We start from the raw sequence: 20430 nt of genomic DNA on the forward strand, positions 1-20430 counted from the left end.
GTGGCGCGGGTAGAACTATGGGCCGGAGGTCTGTGGGCGGACATTCTGGCAAGCGATCTGACGCGAGTACTGAACTGCCGACGGTCTGGTGCGAACGACTCGCGACGATCCATTGCGCGGAGCGCGTCCGAATCTGTTAATATTTGACGCTCACAATCTTCGATATGGGCGATCTAATGCGGACATTGGGCTCGTTCACGTGCGGGCTGCTGGATGCGGTCGGCGCAAATGCCTGCCCCACGTACAACAGCGTCACGGCAGCCGGCATCGTGACGCTTGGCATCCTCGCGGTTGCCGGCCTGCTAGTTGCTACACGTTAGCTGGGCTTCTGAGCGCACCGCTGACACCATTCGCCGAGCCGGTTCGCAGCGGCGGGCTTTTTCGTTCCGTCCGAAGACACAGAGGGGGGCTGAACCCGTCAGGGCGGTGATCGTTGGTTTCCGCTCGAGAGGATACCGCCCGTGACGACAGCCGCCGCCCTGGTCACACTCGCTGGCGTCATTCGCGCCGCTCGGACGTGGCGTCGGTCGCGGGCCCGTTGACGCTGACCGGATGGGCCGCCCGACCCGGATGAGGCGCGAACTGACGAAGCGCCTGCGATTGCCGTGGAGTAGTGGGGGGGCCGGGCGGGAGACCGCTCAGTTGGGCTTTGCGGTCGGCGGCGGGTCGAGGTGCCCGGCCTCTCACGCTTGGCGGCGATGGACGCCTTCTCATCATCCGACCACGTCCGCCGCCGGCCGGCTCCGGTAAACAGCTCCAAGCGCTGGGCCGGCTCCGACATAGTCATACGCCCTGACATCAACGTAGGACGGAGCTCCTCGGGCGCTCCGTGTCGCACGCTCAGCCGGTCAGCCGAAAGGTGCCGCCCAGACGACAGTTACTCTCGGTCTTAACACGTCCCACGACGCAAGGTCGCATCACTTACGCGACCCAGATCAACCCAGCCGGCCTAAGAGACAAGAACGCATCCGAGACAGGGATCGACATCAATGACGACGCCGTGGTGGCGGCCCTTCGGGCAACGCTACGGCTTGGGCGTTGGCTTCTTCGTTGAATCACCGGCCTTGATGCTGCCGGTCTCGTTGACGCGATCACGCGACGCTTGTTCAAGGCGCTTCTTCGAGGTGACAAGCTCACGCTGTGAGGCAGCAAGCTGCGCTTTGACCGCATCCCGTGCGGCCGAAATCTGCCGGAGCTCCTCCCGGACCGCAGCGAGCTTGCCCTCTGAGTCGCGCAGGAGCTCCCCGTTGGCCTGCTCCAACTGCCTGATGCGGCGAACCAAACCGTTTTGGTCGGCCTGCAACGACGTGACCTGCTCGGCCAGATCACGCTGCATTGCAGTCTTCCCTATGAACGCGCCCCAGCCCAACAGTGCGCAAACGCCGAAGAGCGCCGGCACAACAGCAGTACGGCTTGGCCTCCAGGCGGCAAGCACCCGCATATCCCAGCGCGGCTGTGCGAGTAGGGTACGCATGACACACTCGCTTTTGTTTGCTCAGTCTGGACCTGCCGGCCGGAAAGGCTGCGGCATACTGCTTTCCAGGTGACACGTGTAGCGTTAACGTCAGCTTACAATTCCTCAGAAGAGAAGCACCTCGCTGTCATACCAGTGCATGCACAGTGCGCTGCTTTGTTGGCAGCCGCACCAGGACCCAGGATCGCCAGCGTCGCCCGCTGCCACGCGCGGGTCAAACTCAGCGGCTAACCCGAGATACCTGCCCGCGAAGGGTCCGTATGCACATCAGAGTCTTACTGGCCGCCGCCCTGCTCACCACCCCTGCGCTCGCGCAGGATTACAACCGGGCCGATCTCATCCGCGGTCTGTGCCAGCCGGACGGGTGCGACGAGTTTCGCGTCGGCGCGGCGGAGCCGGTGCGTACCGTCGCTGAGGGCAGCCTCAAGCGTCTGCGTGTACAAGCCTCTCACGCGAGCTACAGCGGCCGTGAGGCTCGCGGCGAAGAGACAAGCTACGTCCACTGTTCGTCGACAAAGCCGGCCGTCGTGGCGCAGAAGGGCGAGTGCTCCGTCGGCATCTTTCTCGCGCCGTTCGCGTCCGAGGACACGCACGAGACGCTCCGCCGATCATCTCGTTCCTGATCGTCGAGCCGCTGCGCAACCTGGGGAAGTTCACCTTCGCCGACGTGGTCGCCTACCGCCTGCGCCAGCGGCCGGCGCGGACGGCCGCGGCCATCGGGACGCTTACCATCATCCTGCTCGACCTCATCGCCCAAATGGTCGCGACGGTCTCGCTCATCAAACTCCTGTTCGGGCTGCCCTACACCGCCTCGGTCATCGTGGTCGGGACGGCGATGCTCGTCTACGTCCTGTTCGGCGGCATGCTGGCGACTCCCTGGGTGCAGGTCATCAAGGCGGTGCTGCTGTCCATCGGGGGGCTGATCCTGGCGCTCCTGGTTCTGGCGCACTTCGACATGAACCCGCTCCAACTCTTCTCGGCCGCGGTCGAGAAGTACGGCGACCGCGTGCTTCAGCCGGGCACCAAGATCGCCGGCAGCGGCTGGGACGCGATCTCGCTGGGCGTCGAGCTGATGTTCGGGACCGCCGCGCTGCCCCACGTCCTGATGCGCGCGTTCACGGCGCCGGACGTCAAAGCGGCCCGGATGTCGATCCTCTACGCCACCGGCATCATCGGCTCGTTTCACCTCCTCGTCTTCGTGATCGGGTTCGGGGCGATGGTCCTCGTCGGTCCCGAGGTCGTGACCAAGGCGGGCGGCGGCGGCAACATGGCCGCCCCCCTCCTGGCCCCCACGGTCGGGGGAAGCGGGTTCTTCGGGTTCATCTGCGCCGTGGCGTTCGCGACGATGTTCGCGGTCGTCGCTGGACTGACGCTGTCCGGGGTGGCGATGGTCTGCCACGACCTCTGGGTTAACGTCGTTCGCCAGGGGCACTCCTCCGAGCGCGAGCAGCTCACGGTCGCTCGGATCGCGACGGTCGCCATCGCCGCCCTGGCGATGTTCCTGGGCGTCGCCTTCGAGGGCCAGAACGTCGCCTTCATGGCAGGGCTCGCCTTCGCCGTCGCTGCCTCTGCGAACTTCCCCGCGCTGTTGTTGTCCATCGCCTGGAAGCGATTCACGACCTCGGCGGCGGTCGTCGGAACCTTGGTCGGGACGTTCTCCGCCCTCGTGATGATCTGGCTTTCGCCCACGGTTCAGGTGGACGTGCTCGGGAAGTACCTCGCCGATGTCTCGCGAGCCTGATGGTTCGTCCCGATGAAGAACCCGGTCATCATCAGCATGCCGCTGTCCTTCCTCGTGGAGGTCGCTGTCTGGCTCCTCACCCCGGAGGACGGCGCCGAGGTCACCTTCCGTGAAATGCGCCACCGGATCATGTTCGGGAAATCCCGGGAAGCGTATCCGGGACGGTGACTTCCGGGCCGCGCCTGCCACGACGAGGGGGTGCTGCGAGGCGCCCCTTCGACGCGTTCTTGCACCTCGGCGGACGGTCCCACAATGCCCCGGATCCTTGAGCGGAGCCCGGATCCGTTCCGCTGTGGTCGAGGCGGCACGTACCGGGGCCCAGGGCCGTGCTCCGAGCTTGGCGGCCACAAGTCGCGTCGTCGCCTCGACGATGTCAGCGGCGAACGTCAAAGGCCTAGGGTCGTGTGATAACGAACGCTGCCAGCCTGTCCGGAACCGCCGTCCTAATTGGGGATCCCGCACGGGCCAACATCCTCGTGGCCCTGCTCGATGGCCGCGCCCTGACGGTGACGCCGCGACGGGCAGCCCCAATTTTGTCAGAACGACCGCGCAATGGGATGATAACGGTTCGAGGCTCGCCCCTGGGTTGTGATCCGGGATCCAAAGGAATGAGCAACCATCTGCGCTGAGCCCTATTGCCGTTCCTCCTCGTCGGTGGTCACTCGCGGTCGCTACGATCCAGATGGCCGCCTCGCCGAGCCATACGCATCTATCCTGTAAGGTGTGCCCAATGACGCCGACAACGTCGCAGCTGGAGCCAAAGCTCCTCCTGAAGAGCCTGCGCGCCTTCCGGAAAGGTGACTTCTCGACCCGGCTACCGCTGGATCTCACGGGCATCGATGGCGAGATCGCGGAAGCGTTCAACGACATCGTCGAGCTCAACCAGGGGCTTGCCCGTGAACTCGACAGGGTCGCGCGCGCGGTAGGCAAGGACGGGCGCATCGGCGAGCGCGGCAAGCTGCCGGCGGCGACAGGCGGTTGGAACGACTGCGTCGACTCGGTCAACACGATGATCGGCGACCTCGTTCAGCCGACCACCGAGGTGGCGCGCGTCATCGGTGCGGTCGCCAAGGGCGATCTTGGCCAGACCATGCAGATCGAGATCGAGGGCCGCCCGCTGAGGGGCGAGTTCCTGCGCATCGGCAAAGTGGTCAACACGATGGTCGATCAGCTCAACTCCTTCGCTTCCGAGGTGACGCGCGTCGCCCGTGAGGTCGGTTCCGAGGGCAAGCTCGGCGGTCAGGCGCAGGTCAAAGGCGTCGGCGGAACTTGGAAGGACCTGACCGACAACGTGAACCTGATGGCGGCCAACCTCACCGGCCAGGTGCGCAACATCGCCGAGGTCACGACTGCCGTGGCCAACGGCGACCTGTCCAAGAAGATCACGGTCGACGTCAAAGGCGAGATCCTGGACCTCAAATCAACCATCAACACGATGGTCGATCAGCTGAACTCCTTCGCCTCCGAGGTGACCCGCGTCGCCAAGGAGGTGGGCTCCGAGGGCAAGCTCGGCGGTCAGGCGCAGGTCAAAGGCGTCGGCGGTGTCTGGAAGGACCTGACCGACAACGTCAACATGATGGCCGAGAACCTGACTGGTCAGGTGCGCAACATCGCCGAGGTCACCACCGCGGTCGCACGGGGCGATCTGTCCAAGAAGATCACGGTCGACGTGAAGGGTGAGATCCTGGCCTTGAAGCTGACCATCAACACGATGGTGGACCAGCTGAACTCCTTCGCCTCCGAGGTGACGCGTGTTGCCCGCGAGGTCGGCACGGAAGGCAAGCTCGGCGGGCAGGCCCAGGTCGAGGGTGTCGGCGGGACCTGGAAGGACCTGACCGACAACGTGAACATGATGGCCGCCAACCTCACCGGCCAGGTGCGCAACATCGCCGAGGTCACCACCGCGGTGGCCAACGGCGACCTGTCCAAGAAGATCACCGTCGATGTGCGCGGCGAGATCCTGGAGCTGAAGAACACCATCAACACGATGGTGGACCAGCTCAACTCCTTCGCCTCCGAGGTGACCCGCGTCGCCCGTGAGGTCGGTTCGGAAGGCAAGCTCGGCGGACAGGCCCAGGTGCGCGGAGTCGCCGGCACGTGGGCCGATCTGACCGACAACGTGAACCTGATGGCCGCCAATTTGACCGGCCAGGTGCGCAACATCGCCGACGTGACCACCGCGGTGGCCAACGGCGACCTGTCCAAGAAGATCACCGTCGATGTGCGCGGCGAGATCCTGGAGCTGAAGAACACCATCAACACGATGGTGGACCAGCTCAACTCCTTCGCCTCCGAGGTGACCCGCGTCGCGAAGGAAGTCGGTTCGGAAGGCAAGCTCGGGGGGCAGGCTCGCGTCGAGGGTGTGGCGGGGACCTGGGCCGATCTGACCGACAACGTGAACCTGATGGCCGCCAATTTGACCGGCCAGGTGCGCAACATCGCCGACGTGACCACCGCGGTGGCCAACGGCGACCTGTCCAAGAAGATCACCGTCGACGTGAAGGGCGAGATCCTGGAGCTCAAGTCGACCATCAACACGATGGTGGACCAGCTGAACTCCTTCGCCTCCGAGGTGACCCGCGTCGCCCGCGAGGTCGGCACGGAGGGCAAGCTCGGCGGACAGGCCCAGGTCAAGGGTGTCGGCGGCGTGTGGAAGGGCTTGACCGACAACGTGAACATGATGGCCGCCAATTTGACCGGCCAGGTGCGCAACATCGCCGAGGTCACCACCGCGGTGGCCAACGGCGACCTGTCCAAGAAGATCACCGTCGCTGTCGAAGGCGAGATCCTGGAGCTCAAGTCGACCATCAACACGATGGTCGATCAGCTGAACTCCTTCGCCTCCGAGGTGGTCCGCGTCGCCCGCGAAGTGGGTATCGAGGGCAAGCTCGGCGGGCAGGCCCAGGTGCGCGGCGTCGGCGGGACCTGGAAGGACCTGACCGATAACGTGAACATGATGGCCGCCAATTTGACCGGCCAGGTGCGCAACATCGCCGACGTGACCACCGCGGTGGCCAACGGCGACCTGTCCAAGAAGATCACCGTCGACGTGAAGGGCGAGATCCTGGAGCTCAAGTCGACCATCAACACGATGGTGGACCAGCTGAACTCCTTCGCCTCCGAGGTGACCCGCGTCGCCCGCGAGGTTGGCTCGGAGGGCAAGCTCGGCGGACAGGCCCAGGTGCGCGGCGTCGGCGGGACCTGGAAGGACCTGACCGACAACGTGAACATGATGGCCGCCAACCTCACCGGCCAGGTGCGCGGCATCGCGGATGTCGTCACCGCGGTGGCGCAGGGCGACCTCAAGCGTAAACTCTCGGTCGACGCGAAGGGCGAGATCGCCGCCCTTGCCGATACCGTCAACGAGATGATCGAGACGCTCGCCACCTTTGCCGACCAGGTCACCAACGTCGCGCGCGAGGTGGGTGTCGAAGGCAAGCTCGGTGGTCAGGCCCGGGTGCCGGGTGCCGCCGGCCTCTGGCGCGATCTGACGGATAACGTGAACCAGCTCGCGGCGAACCTGACGACCCAGGTGCGCGCCATCGCCGAGGTGGCCACCGCCGTGACGAAGGGCGATCTCGCGCGCTCAATCTCGGTCGAGGCCTCCGGCGAGGTTGCCTCGCTGAAGGACAACATCAACGAGATGATCCGCAACCTGCGGGATACGACCCTCAAGAATGCCGAGCAGGACTGGCTGAAGACGAACCTCGCCAAGTTCACCCGCATGCTGCAGGGCGAGCGCGACCTCGCCACCGTCTCGAACCTGATCCTGTCCGAGATCGCATCGCTCGTGAACGCCCAGCGGGGCGTGTTCTACATGGTGGAGGACGAGGGCGGAGAGCCGGTTCTGGACCTGATGGCGAGCTACGCCTTCACGGAGCGCAAGAACCTGTCCAACCGGTACCGCCTCCGTCAGGGACTCGTGGGGCAATGCGCCTTCGAGAAGAAGCGCATCCTCCTCACTAACGTGCCGGGCGATTACATCACCATCGGCTCGGCACTCGGCGAGGCACCGCCCCTCAACATCATCGTGCTGCCGGTCCTGTTCGAACAGGAAGTCCGGGCGGTGATCGAGCTCGCGTCCTTCAACCGTTTCAGCGAGACGCATCAGTCCTTCCTCGACCAGCTGACCGAATCCATCGGGATCGTGCTCAACACGATTGCCGCCAACATGCGGACCGAGGGACTCCTCAAGCAGTCGCAGCTCCTGACCGGCGAGCTGCAGAGCCGGCAAGAGGAGCTCAAGAAAACAAACGATCGCCTGGAGCTGCAGGCCGCCTCGCTGCAGCAGTCGGAGGACCTTCTCAAGAGCCAGCGCGAGCGGCTTCAGCAGACCAACGAAGAGCTGCAGGAGAAGGCGCGTCTGCTGGAGATCCAGAAGCGCGAGGTCGAGGGCAAGAACCGCGAGGTCTCCGTCGCCAAGACGGCGCTGGAGGAGAAGGCCGAGCAGCTGAGCCTGACCTCGCGCTACAAGTCGCAGTTCCTGGCCAATATGAGCCACGAATTGCGCACGCCCCTCAATAGCCTGCTGATCCTCTCAAAGCTTCTCGCTGAGAACCGCGACGGCAACCTCACCGACAAGCAACGGGAATTCGCTAAGACCATCAACGCGGCCGGGACCGACCTCCTGTCGCTCATCAACGACATCCTCGACCTCTCCAAGATCGAATCTGGGACGGTGACGCTCGAGATCGGCGATATCGGGTTGCAGGACCTCGTCGAGAACCTCAACAGAACCTTCCGGCAACTCGCCGAGGAGCGCCACCTCGCCTTCGTGATCGAGGTCGAGCCGGGTCTGCCGCGATCGGTTCGAACGGATTCGAAGCGTCTGCAGCAGGTTCTGCGCAACCTGCTCTCCAACGCGTTCAAATTCACCGAAACGGGGAGCGTTTCTCTGAAGATCGGCTCCGCCGAGGGATCGCCGCTGCGGGCCGGGAGTCAGTGGATGGCCATGTCGGTTACCGATACCGGGATCGGCATCGCCGAGGACAAGCAACGCATCATCTTCGAGGCGTTCCAGCAGGCCGATGGAACCACGAGCCGCAAATATGGCGGCACTGGCCTCGGCCTCGCCATCAGCCGTGAGATCGCGCGCCTGCTCGGCGGCGAGATCGTGGTGGAGAGCCGCGTCGGTTCGGGCAGCACCTTCACCCTGTTCCTGCCCTTCGAGCCGCCGGTGCAGGCGATCGCGGGCCGCGGCCCCGAGGCTGCCGACGGAAACGGGACTTCGGCGCTGATCGGCCGCCAGCCCAACGCCGCGATGGCGCTCTCGGCTTCGGCCGACGACCGTCATGCGCTCCACCCGGGCGACCATATCGTGCTCATCGTGGAGGACGACGCGATGTTCGCCTCGGTGCTGCTGGAGCTTGCGCGCGAGCGTGGGTTCAAGGGTCTGATCGCACAGGACGGTGCCGGTGCGCTGAGCCTCGCCCACCGCTTCAAGCCGCACGCCATCACCCTCGATATCGGCCTGCCCGACATGGATGGCTGGGCCCTGCTCGATCTTTTGAAGAACGACCCCCGCACCCGGCACATCCCGATCCATGTCATCTCGGTCAATGACGAGAAGAAGCGTGGCCTGCGCGCGGGCGCGTTCGGGTTCCTGGAGAAGCCGGTGGAGCGCGAGGGCCTCCTGCGGGCCCTGGAGCGCTCGAAGGAGTTCATCACGCGGCCGGTGCGCAACCTCCTGCTCGTCGAGGACGACGAGAACCAGCGCGCCAGCATCACGGCGCTGCTGAGTGAGGAGGACGTCAAGATCTTCGCCGTGGGCACGGCGTCCGCCGCGTTGGAAGCCCTCACAGGCGGGCGGTTCGACTGCGCAATCATCGATCTTGGTCTGCCCGATATCGGCGGTTCCGAGCTGATCGAGCAGATCCGAGCCTCGCGGGATGGGGAGGAGTTGCCGATCATCGTCTATACGGGCCGGGAGCTGACCGCCGCCGAGGAGCAGCAGCTCAGGCAGACCGCCTCGACGATCATCCTCAAGGACACGCGCTCGTCCGAGCGGCTCCTCGATGAGACCGCCCTGTTCCTGCATCGGACCATCGCCAGCGTTCCGGTCGAGGAGCAGATCCTTGTCGAGCGGAAAGACGTGGCGTCACTCCAGGGCTGCCGGGTCATCCTGGTCGACGACGACCTGCGCAACATCTTCTCGCTCACGAGCGCGTTGGAGCAGCATGGGCTGGAAGTTCTGTTCGCCGAGAACGGGCAGGACGGTATCGCGCTCCTCAAGACCAATCCGAACGTCGACGCGATGCTGGTCGACATCATGATGCCGGGGATGGACGGCTACGAGACGATGCGTGCGATCCGGGCCGAGCCTGCCTTCCGCAGCCTGCCGCTCATCGCAGTCACCGCGAAGGCGATGAAGGGAGACCGCGAGAAGTGCCTCGAGGCGGGCGCATCCGATTACGTCTCCAAGCCGGTCGACATGGATCAGCTCCTCGCCGTGCTGCGGGTGCAGTTGGCACGGCGTGGCGAGGTCGCAGACGGCGCGGCAAAGATTCGCGGGGGCGCGAAAGACCTTGAGCAGCGACCACAATGACGGGCCGAGTGGATTCTCATCCGACTGGTACAGGTGCTGTCGCCGGACAACAGGCCGCGCTCGCCGAGCCGGAGGCGATACGAGCGAAGATCCTGATCGTCGATGACGATCAGCGCAATCTGCTCGCCGCCTCCGAAGTTCTCGCCGATCCGGCGGTCGACCTCGTCCTGGCGAACTCACCGGAGGAAGCCCTGCGTCGGGCCCTCCGGGAGGATTTTGCCTTGATCCTGCTCGACGTGCAGATGCCGCGCATGGACGGCTACGAGGTCGCCGCCCTTATCCGCAGCCGCTCGCGCACCTCCCGTGTGCCGATCCTGTTCCTCACGGCGCACAATAAGGAGGACATGCACATCTTCCGCGGCTACTCCGCGGGAGCGGTGGACTACGTGTTCAAGCCCATCCAGCCTCTCGTATTGAAGTCGAAGGTGGACGTTTTCGTCGACTTGTATCGCAAGGCTGAGGAGATCAAGCGCAAGGCGGCGGCCGAGAAGCAACTGCTCTTGGAGAACCTGCGCGTGCGCGGCGAGAAGCTGGAGGCCGAGCAGGCCTTGCGCAGGCGCGAGGAGCATCAGGCCGCTGTGCTGCGCGGCCTCCCCATCGCGCTCTACACCTCCCCGCTCGGCGTGGAAGACCGGCGGCTTCACTTCACGAACGACAGCATCGAGCGCATCACCGGCTACTCCCGTGCGGCCTTCTCCACCTCTAGCCTTTGGGAATCCCGCCTCGAGCCGGAAGACAGGGATCGCGTTTCCGCAGATCTGCGCACCGTCTCGGTAGTCGGCGCGGTGGCTCTGGAATATCGCTGGCGCAATGCAGACGACACGGAGCGGCACATCCTCGATCAAATCGTGGTCAACCGTGATGAGAGCGGCACGGCGATCGAACTCTTCGGGATGTGGTTCGATGTGACGGAACGCAAGGAACTCGAGCTCAGCCTGCAGCACGCCTCGAAGCTTGAGGCGGTCGGCCGTCTGACGGGTGGCATCGCGCACGACTTCAACAATATGCTGAGCATCGTGATCGGCAACTTGGACTTGGTGAAGGGAGCGCTGCAGGGCAACGAGAAGGCACTCCGCCGTGTCGAGAGTGCCATCGAGGGAGCGCATCGCTGTGCGGAACTCACCAGCCGGCTGCTGGCTTTTTCGCGGCGCTCACCTCTCCAGCCCAGAGCCCTGGACTTTACGAGCTTCATACCTGGCCTGATCAAGCTCCTCGAGCGCACGCTCGGCGAGCGGATCACGATCTCGGCGGAGTTGGAGGAGGGACTTCCGGAAGTCTGCGTCGATCATGCCCAGTTCGAGGCTGCCCTCATCAACCTTGCTGTGAATGCGCGGGACGCGATGCCGGACGGAGGGACGTTGGGCATCCGCATCCGGCACCGCCATACCGCCGCGCCAGCGGGCGCCGAGATGCACTCCGTCGAGATCACCGTTGCCGACTCGGGCACGGGGATGTCGCCCGCCGTTCTCGCTCGCGTCTTCGAACCCTTCTTCACGACGAAGGAGGCCGGCAAAGGCACGGGCCTCGGTCTGAGCATGGTATACGGCTTCGTGCAGCAGAGCGGCGGTACGATTACAGTCGACAGTAGCCCGGACCGGGGTACCAAGTTCGTCATCACGTTGCCTGTGGCGTCCGGGCGGAGTTCCACTCCGGATGACGTTGAGCTTGGCGCGGCCGCCGAACCGCCTAACCCGGTGAACGGTGCAGGCCGGGCCGTGCTCGTCGTCGAGGACGACGCTGATGTTCGCTCGACCGTTGTCTCGACCCTCGAGGCGCTCGCCTTCAGGGTTCTCAGCGCGCATGATGGCAGCGAGGCCCTGCGCCTCCTGCAGATGGAGTCGAACATCGCCCTCGTCTTCAGCGACGTGAACATGCCCGGCGCGATGAACGGCATCGACCTCGGACACATCATCCGCCAGCGATGGCCGCACATGCCAGTCCTGCTGGCCTCTGGCTATCTTCGAGAGGATCAGGACACGAACGGCTTTGAGTTGCTGCAGAAGCCTTACCGCGCGTCCGATCTGGTCGAAACGTTACGAGGACTGCTCGGTGACGCTCACGGGGCGATGACTGTGGGATGACACATCGCAGATTATCGAGAGTGAACTGGACGTCGCGAGCCTGGATACGGTGGGCAGGATCGCCACTGCTCCCATCGGGTTCCAGGAACATGTGTTAGCAAGTTAGGTTGCAGATCGCGGCGGAGAGGGCGGCGGCCGTCGAGGCATCTCGTCCAGCAAACGCATCCGAAGAGATGCGGTCGGGACAGGGAATGCCATCGTGACAGAGGAAAATGTCCGCCTGGCTGTAAACGCGCGCTACCGATGTAAGCTTCTCTCGCGGGGGCGCGTCGATACGGTCTTGAGGATCACCGGTGCAAAGCTCTCTCCCACCGTGGGCTGATCGCGTCCTTATCCGGTCAGTTGAGGATGGCTCTCGCCGATGCGCCATCACCGAGGCCGGTCTTGCCCTGTTGCAAAGCTCCGTCCAGCCCATCAGAAAGGCTGCCGAATTGCCGGAACGGAATCCCAGGGTCCCGTCTCGGCGCCGCTCGGGAGAGGACGCCGAAGATTAGGTCGGCTGCCTTCGATCATCCACTCGGCAGTATAGGCGGCCGTCTCTTTTCAGAGCAGCCATTTCATGAGGACAGGGTGGATAGAGCGAGTATCTTCCTGCGGGTCGAGCTGGGGGGCGACACCCTGCTCGGGCCGGGCAAAGCCGCCCTGCTACAAGGTATCCGCGAGACAGGCTCTATCGCCGCCGCCGGCCGGCGCATGGGGATGAGCTATAAGCGCTCTTGGTACTTGATCGACACTTTGAACAGCGCTTTCAGAGGGCCGCTGGTGACGGCAAGCCGGGGTGGCAAGGCCGGTGGGGGAGCTCAGCTCACGTCCATGGGAGATGCCATCCTCGACAGCTACCTGCGCATGGAGCGGCTGGCCTCGGAAGCCGTCGCGGGCGAGCTGGATCTGCTCAGCTCGCTCATGACTCCGATCCCGGAGTAACGAGCTGCCCCTGATCGATGTAGCCAAGAGTCCATACCACCCGCTCAGGACGGATGCTGCGACCTCCTGAAACCGATCAGCAGGTTCTGAACCTCCTGGTCAGCAGCGCACGCCGACACCTTCCTGGCCTGATTGCCGAGATGCTGGTCGGATCGCTGGCGTGCTTAAGCGTGCACCGTGTGCCATTGCCGGAGGCGCAGACTACCAAGCGGGCACAGGCCACCGCCGGCGCGGTGGCCACCTGCTTGGCTTGCTGCCCGCGTCAGCGTTCTGGCCGCCGCGAGCCGCCATTTTCCAGGCTCGGCGATCAAGGTCCGGTCGGCACGCCAGGGCGTGCCGACCAGGAAGTCGTGCGAGGGGCCGCTACTCTGCAGCCATCGGTGCCGCGTGGACCGGCGAGACCCGAGCCGCGCAGAACTTGAACTCGGGGATCTTGCCCATCGGGTCGAGGGCAGGATTGGTCAGGAGATTGGCGGCGGCTTCCGCGTAGCAGAAGGGCATGAAAATCATGCCCGACGGCACATCGCGGTCGGAGCGCACCTTCAGTTCCACGGCGCCACGCCGTGTCTCCAGCTTCATCTTCGAGCCCGGTTCCAGCCCGAGACGGTAGAGCTCGCGAGGCGCCATGAAGGCGACGGCCTCCGGCTCGAGCGCGTCGAGGACGCCGGCCCGCCGAGTCATCGACCCGGTGTGCCAATGTTCCAAGACCCGGCCGGTCGACAGCACCATCGGGAACTCCTCGTCCGGTACCTCGTCCGGCGGCACGATGCCCGCCGGGACGATCTTGGCGCGGCCGCTCTCGGTCGGGAAACCGGCGTAGAAGATGATCTCGTTCCCGGGCTTGTCCGGGGCGTCAACCGGGTAGGTGACCGCCCCCTCACGTTCCAGGCGCTCCCAGGTGATGTTGTTCAGAGACGGCATCACCTGCGCCATCTCGGCGAAGATGTCGGCCGGCCCCCGGTAATCCCAGGCGAGCCCCAGGCGCTTGGCCAGCTCCTGGATGATCCACCAATCCTGGCGCGCGTCGCCCGGCGGCGCGACCACCGGCTGAGCCATCTGCACGCGGCGGTCGGTGTTGGTGAAGGTGCCGGCCTTCTCGGCGAAGGCTGAGGCGGGCAGGACCACGTCGGCGTGGAAGGCGGTCTCCGTCAGGAACAGGTCCTGCACGACGAGGTGGTCGAGCATCGCCAGCGCGTGCCGGGCGTGGTTCAGGTCGGGGTCCGACATGGCCGGGTTCTCACCCTCGACGAACATGCCCTTGATCTGGCCCGCGTGGATCGCGCGCATGATCTCGACGACCGTGAGGCCCGCCTTCGGGTCGAGATTCTGCCCCCAGAACTCCTCGAACAGCTCGCGCACGGCAGCCTTCTCGACCGACTGATAGTCCGGGTAGACCATCGGGATCAGGCCGGCATCCGAGGCGCCCTGGACGTTGTTCTGGCCGCGCAGCGGGTGCAGACCCGTGCCCGGCCGGCCGATCTGCCCGGTTACGAGAGCCAGCGCGATCAGGCAGCGCGAGTTGTCGGTCCCGTGGACGTGCTGGCTGATGCCCATGCCCCAGAAGATGATCGAGGACTTGGCCCGGGCATAGAGTCGGGCGACCTCCCGCAGGGTCTCGGCATCGATGCCGCAGACCGACGCCATCTTCTCCGGAGTGAAATCGACGATCTTTTCTTTCAGCGCCTCGAAGTTCTCCGTATACCCCGCAATGTACTGCTCGTCGTAGAGCTTTTCCTCGATAATCACGTTCAGCATCGCGTTGAGCATCGCGACGTCCGAACCGGGCCGGAAGGCGAGATGCCTGTAGGCGTGCCGCGAGAGCGTCTGCCGCCGCGGATCCATCACGATCAGCTTGGCGCCGCGCTGCTTGACGGCATTCTTGAGGAAGGTCGCGGCGACCGGATGGTTCACCGTCGGATTGGCGCCGATCACGATGATGACTTCGGCATCCATGGCCGCCGAGAACGGAGCCGTGACGGCACCCGAGTTCAGGCCTTCCATGAGGGCCGCGACCGAGGACGCGTGGCAGAGGCGCGTGCAGTGGTCGACGTTGTTGGAGCCGAAACCGAGCCGCACCAGCTTCTGGAAGAGGTAAGCCTCCTCATTGGAGCCCTTGGCCGAGCCGAAGCCGGCGAGCGCCTTGCTTCCGTTGGTGTCGCGGATCTTCTTCAGGCCACCAGCGGCACGGTCGAGCGCCTCCTCCCAGGTCGCCTCGCGGAAATGCGTCCACGGGTTGGCCGGGTCGACCTGGTCGTTGGCGTCCTTGGGCACGTTCTCCAGCCGGATCAGCGGAACCGTGAGCCGGTGGGGATGGTGGACGTAGTCGAAGCCGAACCGACCCTTCACGCAGAGCCGGTTGTGGTTGGCGGGACCGTCCACGCCCTCGGCGTAGATGATCCGCTCGTCCTTGACCTTGTAGGACACTTGGCAGCCGACGCCGCAGTACGGGCACAGCGACTTGACCTCGCGGTCCGGGTAAACCGTCCGGGTTTTGTGCTCGGCGTCGAGATAGGCGGACGGCATCAGGGCGCCGGTCGGGCAGGCCTGGACGCACTCGCCACAAGCCACGCAGGTCGAGCCGCCCATCGGGTCGTCGAAGTCGAAGACCACCTTGGTGCCGGCCGAGCGGTAAGCCATGCCGATCACGTCGTTGACCTGAACCTCGCGGCAGGCGCGCACGCAGAGGTTGCACTGGATGCAGGCATCGAGGTTGACGCTCATGGCCGGATGGCTGAAGTCGCCCTCCCACCGGTCCGTTGCCGGGAAACGGCTGTCGGCGACCTCCACGAAGTCGGCCTGTGCCCAGAAGTGCGACGTCGGATCGTGCGAGGTGGCGCGTTCCGGCTGATCGGCGACCAGCAGCTCCAGCACCATCGCCCGGGCCTTGGTCGCCCGCTCGGTGGCCGTCTTGACCTTCATGCCGACGGCCGGCGTGCGCTTGCACGACGCGGCCAGGACGCGCTCGCCCTCGATCTCGACCATGCAGGCGCGGCAATTGCCATCCGGGCGGTAGCCCGGCTCGGGCTTGTGGCAGAGGTGCGGGATGTGGGTGCCGAGCCGCTTGGCGACGGACCAGATCGTCTCGCCGGGGCGTGCCTCGACCTGCGCGCCGTCGAGCTCGAACACGATGGTGGGCGGGGCGGAGGGACGGCCCTCGAGCCCGAACAGGCCGGACGGCTCAGGGGCGGCCTGGCCGCCCGACTTGGTCCCTTGCGAGTACGTGCCGCCCGCCCCGGGCCGCGCACCCTGCGCGGGTCCGCCGGCATCCTGCTGGCTGTCCGCCCGGACTTCGGGCCGCTCGGTCTTGGCGCCGTGCGTATCGTCGGCGATGCTCATGCGTCCGCTCCAGGCTCGGGCGTCGGATGGGGGGTCGCGACGGTCATTCGGCAGCCACCGCTTGAGGACCCGGGAAGAGGTCGGGAAAATACTTAATCACGCTGCTGACGGGATTTGAGGCCGCTTGCCCGAGGCCGCAGATTGAGGCGTCGCGCATGCACTGCGCCAGCTCCTCGAGCAGCTCCGTGTCCCACACACCGCTTTCCATCAGCATGCGCGCCTTCTGCGTGCCGGACCGGCACGGCGTGCATTGCCCGCAGGACTCGTCCTCGAAGAACCGCATCAGGTTCAATGCCGCGCCGCGCACGTCGTCCTGATCGGACAGCACCACGACGGCCGCGGAGCCGATGAAGCAGCCGTACTTCTCGAGGGTCCCGAAATCGAGCGGGATGTCGTTCATCGACGCCGGCAGGATGCCGCCGGAGGCGCCGCCCGGCAGGTAGGCCGCGAGCGCGTGCCCCTCGGCCATGCCGCCGCAATACTCGTCGATCAGCTCCTGGATGGTGAGACCGGCCGGCGCCAGCTTCACGCCCGGCTCCTTCACGCGCCCCGAGACCGAGTACGAGCGCAGGCCGACGCGGCCGTTGCGGCCGTGGCTCTTCCACCAAGCGGCCCCCCGCTCGATCAGGTCGCGGACCCAGAAGAGCGTCTCGACATTGTTGATGAGCGTCGGGCGGTTGAACAGGCCGACTTGGAAGGGGAATGGCGGCTTGTGCCGCGGCAGCCCGCGCTTGCCTTCCAGGGACTCGATCAGCGAGGATTCCTCGCCGCAGATGTAGGCGCCGGCGCCGCGGCGGAGATGGATGCGGGGCCCGCCCGCGGGAAGCTTGGCGATCTCGCGCGTCAGGATCTCGCGGGCGATCGGGTACTCGTCGCGCAGGTAGATGTATACGTCCGAGGCTTCGACCACGTGGGCGCCGATCAGCGTGCCTTCCAGGAAGCGGTGCGGATCGGTGTTGAGGTAGAGCTGGTCCTTGAAGGTGCCGGGCTCGCCCTCGTCGCCGTTGACCGCCATCAGGCGCGGCCCCGGCTCGCCGCGCACGGACCGCCACTTGCGCCCCGTCGGAAAGCCCGCACCCCCCAGGCCCCGCAACCCGCCGTCGTCGAGCACCGAGAGGACGTCCTCGACCGGGAGCGCCCCGCGCCGGATGCGCTCGAGCGTGGCATAGCCGCCATCCGCCCGGTAGGCGTCGTAGTCGGTGTAGGCGGGGATGTGGGCGTGGGTGTCACCGGCCTCGACCGCGGAGGTCACCGACGCAACGTCGGCCTTGTGCAGGAAATTGTGCCCGACCTCGACGGCGGGGGCGTGATCGCACAGGCCCACGCAGGGTGCACGCACGACGCGCACCGCGTCGGAGGCGAGCTCCCGCCGCAGCGTCTCCAGCAGGTCCTCGGCGCCGAACATCGCGCATGTGAGGCTGTCGCAGACGCGCACGGTGAGCCGCGGGACGGCAGCGTCGCCCTCCTTCACGACGTCGAAATGGGCATAGAAGGTCGCGGTCTCGAACACCTCGGCGAAGGCCAACCCCATCTCGTCGGCCAGAGCGGCCAAGTGCTCGGCGCTGATCTGGCCGTAGGTGTCCTGGATGAGATGGAGATGCTCGATCAACAGGTCCCGCTGACGCGAGCGTGAACCGAGGAGTTCCTCGATCTCGACCTTCGCCTGCGGCTCGACCTGGCGCCCCTTCGGTACCGGGCGGGCCTTGTTCCGCCCGCGGCCGGGATGCGCGAAGTTCCTGATAGTCCCTGGTGCCTCACTCATACGCGATCTGTTTTCCAGCTTGGTCGACGGACGAAAGGGTGTTTGCGGTCGCGAGCGCGCCTACTGGCCGCCGAAGGCCCGCAGCGGCTTGCCGGCCTCGGAACGGTGCACCATCGTGACCGCGCCCGTGGCCTCATCCAGCGTCGCAACGCGCGGCCCGACGACCGATCGGAGATCGGCCTCGAATCCATCGAGCGCGGCGTTCAGACGATCCAACGGCGTGGACTCAGCGCCTGCTTCGGCCGGGTCGTGAAGAGCCTCGGCCAGAACTGCGCGCAGGCGCGCGGTCAACTCCTGGGTGAGAGGCGATTTCGCTTCGGCAGCGTAGGCCAGCACGACGGCGTCGGCGGCCGGGGAGGCCGCCTTCGTGGCATCCCTGCTCATACCTGCTCGCTCTTCCATCTGTCCTGCATGACGGCCCGTTCGGGTCTGTGGCGTGGCGTTCGCTTCGGCATGCATTATACAGCCGTTATAGCCGCGTTGGTATATTGCTTTTGTTGAGGGTTCAAATCGGCGCGGCGACGGAGGGGCGCTGGCCGCATGCACGTTTCGGTCTTGCCCGTGTCCGCAGGGCGAGGCACTGACCGGTGATGGTGAAGGCTGCGAAGCGATGTCCGGCATGCGCGTGATCGGTCTTGCCGGGTGGAGCGGATCGGGCAAGACGACCTTGCTGATCCGTGTGATCCCGGCGCTCGTCGCCCGCGGCTTGAAGGTCGCAACGCTCAAGCACGCCCATCACGACTTCGACACTGACAGGCCGGGCAAGGACTCCTACGAGCACCGCAAGGCCGGTGCGAGCGAGGTTCTGGTGTCGTCGGGTCGACGCTGGGCGATCGTCCATGAGTTGGGGGAGGAGCCGGAAGCGACTCTGGCCCAGCTGCTCGAACGGATCAGTCCCTGTGACCTTGTCATCGTCGAGGGCTTCAAGCGCGAGGCCATCCCTAAGGTCGAGGTCTATCGCATTGCGAATGGCCGGCCGCCGCTGCACCCCCATGATCCGCTGATCGTCGCAGTGGCCAGTGACGTTCCCTTCGAGAACGCCGATGTCCCGGTGGTCGATCTGAACGATGCTGAAGCCGTGGCTGTGCTCATGCGTGACATCGCCAGGCCCATCGAGATCGTGCTGCGGGATTTAGAGGCCCGGGTGATGACTTAGGTGGTCGGTCTGCTTCTGCTGGCGGAATGATCGCGTGGGGTGGCCCGCGCCGGTCATGAAGCAGCCTTTCTGAACACAATCGTCTTCAGGGTCACCGTACGGAGGAGATCGGGCCGCTGCACCGACCAGTCGGCTGTGTGACACACGGCATGCAGTTCCGGGACGCCCGCCGAGTCTGTCTGGAAGAGGTGACCTGTCCAGCTCTTGATGGACCGTGATGAGGCGGAGCTCGTCACGAAGCCGATGCTGTCGCCCTTGACCGCTCCGACGAGCATGCGGCAGCTTGATGGTATGTCCCGCTCGGTCGGCTGAACAGTGTAGGTGCCTGACACGGCGTCGCCACACTGCAGGAGGCGGATCTCGGCGCCTGTCGCGCTGCGCCACAAGCCCTCAAACATCGATGCGTCAGACTTTCAGCCTTGCGGGCGCTTCGCCGCGCGAAGAGCGATATTTATGCACGGCTATAACGCGGTTGTCAGCTCAAAATACCCGATCCGGGCGCCGGTCACGGCGGAGACCCTCAAGGATCCTCTGCTCGGGTGGCCATGGTGCCGGATCGCGGCCCACGCCTTCGATGAACCCGAGGGCTCGATCCGTCGTTCTCGTTTCATGTGTTTTGGCTTGAGTTTGGAGAGCCTGGAATGCGCGGTGCCCTGCTCAAAGCCACGATGCTGAGCGTCCTTCTGGTCACTGCCGCCGCGCTGCCTGGAGCGGCGGCATCGCAACCGGCGCAGTCCGAGGCACTCGCGGCGCGATTCATCGAAGGACCCGAGCCCGGAACGATCCGCGCCTCCGAGATGATCGGGGTTCCGGTGATCGGAATGGATCACGTGGGGGTCGGCAAGATCGAGGACGTGTTGGTCGACGGGAGCGGGCAAGTCCGGGCCGTGATCATCGGAGTCGGCGGCTTTCTCGGCATGGGCGGGAAAGCCGTGGCGCTTCCCTTCGACCAACTCGCCTGGAATTTCAGCGACGTGCCGCTGACAGGAGGGCCGAGTTCGATCACGACACCCGAGACCGCGCCCAGTCCGCAGGCGGCTGCGCAGACGGGGCCGGAAACGATGCCGGGTGCGCAGACCACCCGCGAGGTGCTCGGCGCGGTTCAGAACCAGCATAGCGGTCGCGTGACCGACGCGACCGGCTCGGTGGAGGCGCAGCGGCCCAGCAGCACGCCCGCGACGGTCCTCGCGGGCGACAAGCCATGGCGTGCCGAAGTCCGTCTCACCCGGGCGCAACTGGAAGCGGCGCCGGCCTTCCGCACCGAGTAGTCCCGCCTCTAGCGCTCACGTCTCACCCGGAGGATCCCCATGAGAAGCGCCGTCCTCAGTGGCCTGATATGGGCTGTGAGCCTCCAGGGCGCGCTGGCTCAGCAGACCAATCCAGCGCCTCCGATCTCGGAATCGGGCCCCTCA

Annotated in this window: 11 protein-coding genes and 2 pseudogenes; 8 read left to right on the forward strand and 5 right to left on the reverse strand. The window is 65.6% G+C overall.

Annotation, left to right across the window (positions count from 1 at the left end; all coding sequences use genetic code 11):
• Window positions 1-1024: 1024 nt before the first annotated feature.
• Complete coding sequence (locus tag ACYCO6_RS21570) at window positions 1025-1474, reverse strand: hypothetical protein (protein WP_459763128.1); 450 nt, start codon at window positions 1472-1474, stop codon at window positions 1025-1027.
• A gap of 260 nt (window positions 1475-1734) precedes the next feature.
• Between ACYCO6_RS21570 and ACYCO6_RS21575 the strand changes: the two genes are divergently transcribed.
• The 6 genes and pseudogenes from ACYCO6_RS21575 (at window position 1735) to ACYCO6_RS21600 (ending at window position 12764) form a co-directional block, all read left to right on the forward strand.
• Window positions 1735-2097 carry a hypothetical protein gene (locus tag ACYCO6_RS21575; protein WP_459763130.1) on the forward strand — a complete coding sequence of 121 codons (363 nt, stop codon included), beginning with the start codon at window positions 1735-1737 and terminating at the stop codon, window positions 2095-2097.
• A pseudogene (locus ACYCO6_RS21580) lies at window positions 2079-3383 on the forward strand (sodium:solute symporter family transporter); the annotation flags it as partial. The gene ACYCO6_RS21575 and the pseudogene ACYCO6_RS21580, both read left to right, overlap by 19 nt.
• 239 nt (window positions 3384-3622) lie before the next feature.
• Window positions 3623-3727, forward strand: a pseudogene (locus ACYCO6_RS21585) (ArsR/SmtB family transcription factor); the annotation flags it as partial.
• 218 nt (window positions 3728-3945) lie between these two features.
• Window positions 3946-9759 carry a HAMP domain-containing protein gene (locus tag ACYCO6_RS21590; RefSeq protein ID WP_459763133.1) on the forward strand — a complete coding sequence of 1938 codons (5814 nt, stop codon included), beginning with the start codon at window positions 3946-3948 and terminating at the stop codon, window positions 9757-9759.
• Entirely contained in the window at window positions 9756-11840 is a 2085-nt protein-coding gene (locus ACYCO6_RS21595; protein ID WP_459763135.1) for a response regulator, read from the forward strand. The genes ACYCO6_RS21590 and ACYCO6_RS21595 overlap by 4 nt, the downstream gene beginning before the upstream one ends.
• Window positions 11841-12410: 570 nt before the next feature.
• Window positions 12411-12764: a winged helix-turn-helix domain-containing protein gene (locus ACYCO6_RS21600; RefSeq protein ID WP_459763137.1), complete on the forward strand. Its 354-nt coding sequence runs from the start codon at window positions 12411-12413 to the stop codon at window positions 12762-12764.
• 363 nt (window positions 12765-13127) lie between these two features.
• Here the strand turns inward: ACYCO6_RS21600 and fdhF are convergent, their stop codons facing one another.
• From fdhF to ACYCO6_RS21615, 3 genes are read right to left on the reverse strand one after another with little or no spacing between them, the layout of a single operon-like run.
• Window positions 13128-16100 carry a formate dehydrogenase subunit alpha gene (fdhF, locus tag ACYCO6_RS21605; RefSeq protein WP_459763139.1) on the reverse strand — a complete coding sequence of 991 codons (2973 nt, stop codon included), beginning with the start codon at window positions 16098-16100 and terminating at the stop codon, window positions 13128-13130.
• A 43-nt stretch (window positions 16101-16143) separates the two neighbouring features.
• Window positions 16144-17862 carry an NAD(P)H-dependent oxidoreductase subunit E gene (locus tag ACYCO6_RS21610; RefSeq protein WP_459763141.1) on the reverse strand — a complete coding sequence of 573 codons (1719 nt, stop codon included), beginning with the start codon at window positions 17860-17862 and terminating at the stop codon, window positions 16144-16146.
• Window positions 17863-17922: 60 nt separating this feature from the next.
• Window positions 17923-18246 (reverse strand): hypothetical protein, encoded by a 324-nt coding sequence (locus ACYCO6_RS21615; RefSeq protein WP_459763143.1) that lies wholly within the window; start codon window positions 18244-18246, stop codon window positions 17923-17925.
• A 226-nt stretch (window positions 18247-18472) separates the two neighbouring features.
• Between ACYCO6_RS21615 and mobB the strand changes: the two genes are divergently transcribed.
• A complete protein-coding gene (gene mobB / locus ACYCO6_RS21620; protein WP_459763145.1) occupies window positions 18473-19018 on the forward strand; it encodes a molybdopterin-guanine dinucleotide biosynthesis protein B in 546 nt (181 codons plus the stop codon).
• Window positions 19019-19071: 53 nt separating this feature from the next.
• Here mobB and ACYCO6_RS21625 read toward each other — a convergent pair whose 3' ends face one another.
• A complete protein-coding gene (locus ACYCO6_RS21625) occupies window positions 19072-19416 on the reverse strand; it encodes an avidin/streptavidin family protein (RefSeq protein ID WP_459763147.1) in 345 nt (114 codons plus the stop codon).
• A gap of 243 nt (window positions 19417-19659) precedes the next feature.
• On the opposite strand from ACYCO6_RS21625, the gene ACYCO6_RS21630 reads away from it, so the two are divergent.
• Window positions 19660-20286 (forward strand): PRC-barrel domain-containing protein, encoded by a 627-nt coding sequence (locus ACYCO6_RS21630; RefSeq protein ID WP_459763149.1) that lies wholly within the window; start codon window positions 19660-19662, stop codon window positions 20284-20286.
• The last annotated feature ends 144 nt before the right edge of the window (window positions 20287-20430 follow it).

Source organism: Methylobacterium sp. CM6257 (genome assembly GCF_054611515.1).

What these genes read in the sequence shown, in the direction of transcription:
- mobB (WP_459763145.1), top strand. Translation starts at nt 18,473, where the DNA reads ATGTCCGGCATGCGCGTGATCGGTCTTGCCGGGTGGAGCGGATCGGGC.
- ACYCO6_RS21610 (WP_459763141.1), bottom strand. Translation starts at nt 17,862, where the DNA reads ATGAGTGAGGCACCAGGGACTATCAGGAACTTCGCGCATCCCGGCCGC.
- ACYCO6_RS21625 (WP_459763147.1), bottom strand. Translation starts at nt 19,416, where the DNA reads ATGTTTGAGGGCTTGTGGCGCAGCGCGACAGGCGCCGAGATCCGCCTC.
- ACYCO6_RS21630 (WP_459763149.1), top strand. Translation starts at nt 19,660, where the DNA reads ATGCGCGGTGCCCTGCTCAAAGCCACGATGCTGAGCGTCCTTCTGGTC.
- ACYCO6_RS21590 (WP_459763133.1), top strand. Translation starts at nt 3,946, where the DNA reads ATGACGCCGACAACGTCGCAGCTGGAGCCAAAGCTCCTCCTGAAGAGC.
- ACYCO6_RS21595 (WP_459763135.1), top strand. Translation starts at nt 9,756, where the DNA reads ATGACGGGCCGAGTGGATTCTCATCCGACTGGTACAGGTGCTGTCGCC.
- ACYCO6_RS21575 (WP_459763130.1), top strand. Translation starts at nt 1,735, where the DNA reads ATGCACATCAGAGTCTTACTGGCCGCCGCCCTGCTCACCACCCCTGCG.
- fdhF (WP_459763139.1), bottom strand. Translation starts at nt 16,100, where the DNA reads ATGAGCATCGCCGACGATACGCACGGCGCCAAGACCGAGCGGCCCGAA.
- ACYCO6_RS21615 (WP_459763143.1), bottom strand. Translation starts at nt 18,246, where the DNA reads ATGAGCAGGGATGCCACGAAGGCGGCCTCCCCGGCCGCCGACGCCGTC.
- ACYCO6_RS21570 (WP_459763128.1), bottom strand. Translation starts at nt 1,474, where the DNA reads ATGCGTACCCTACTCGCACAGCCGCGCTGGGATATGCGGGTGCTTGCC.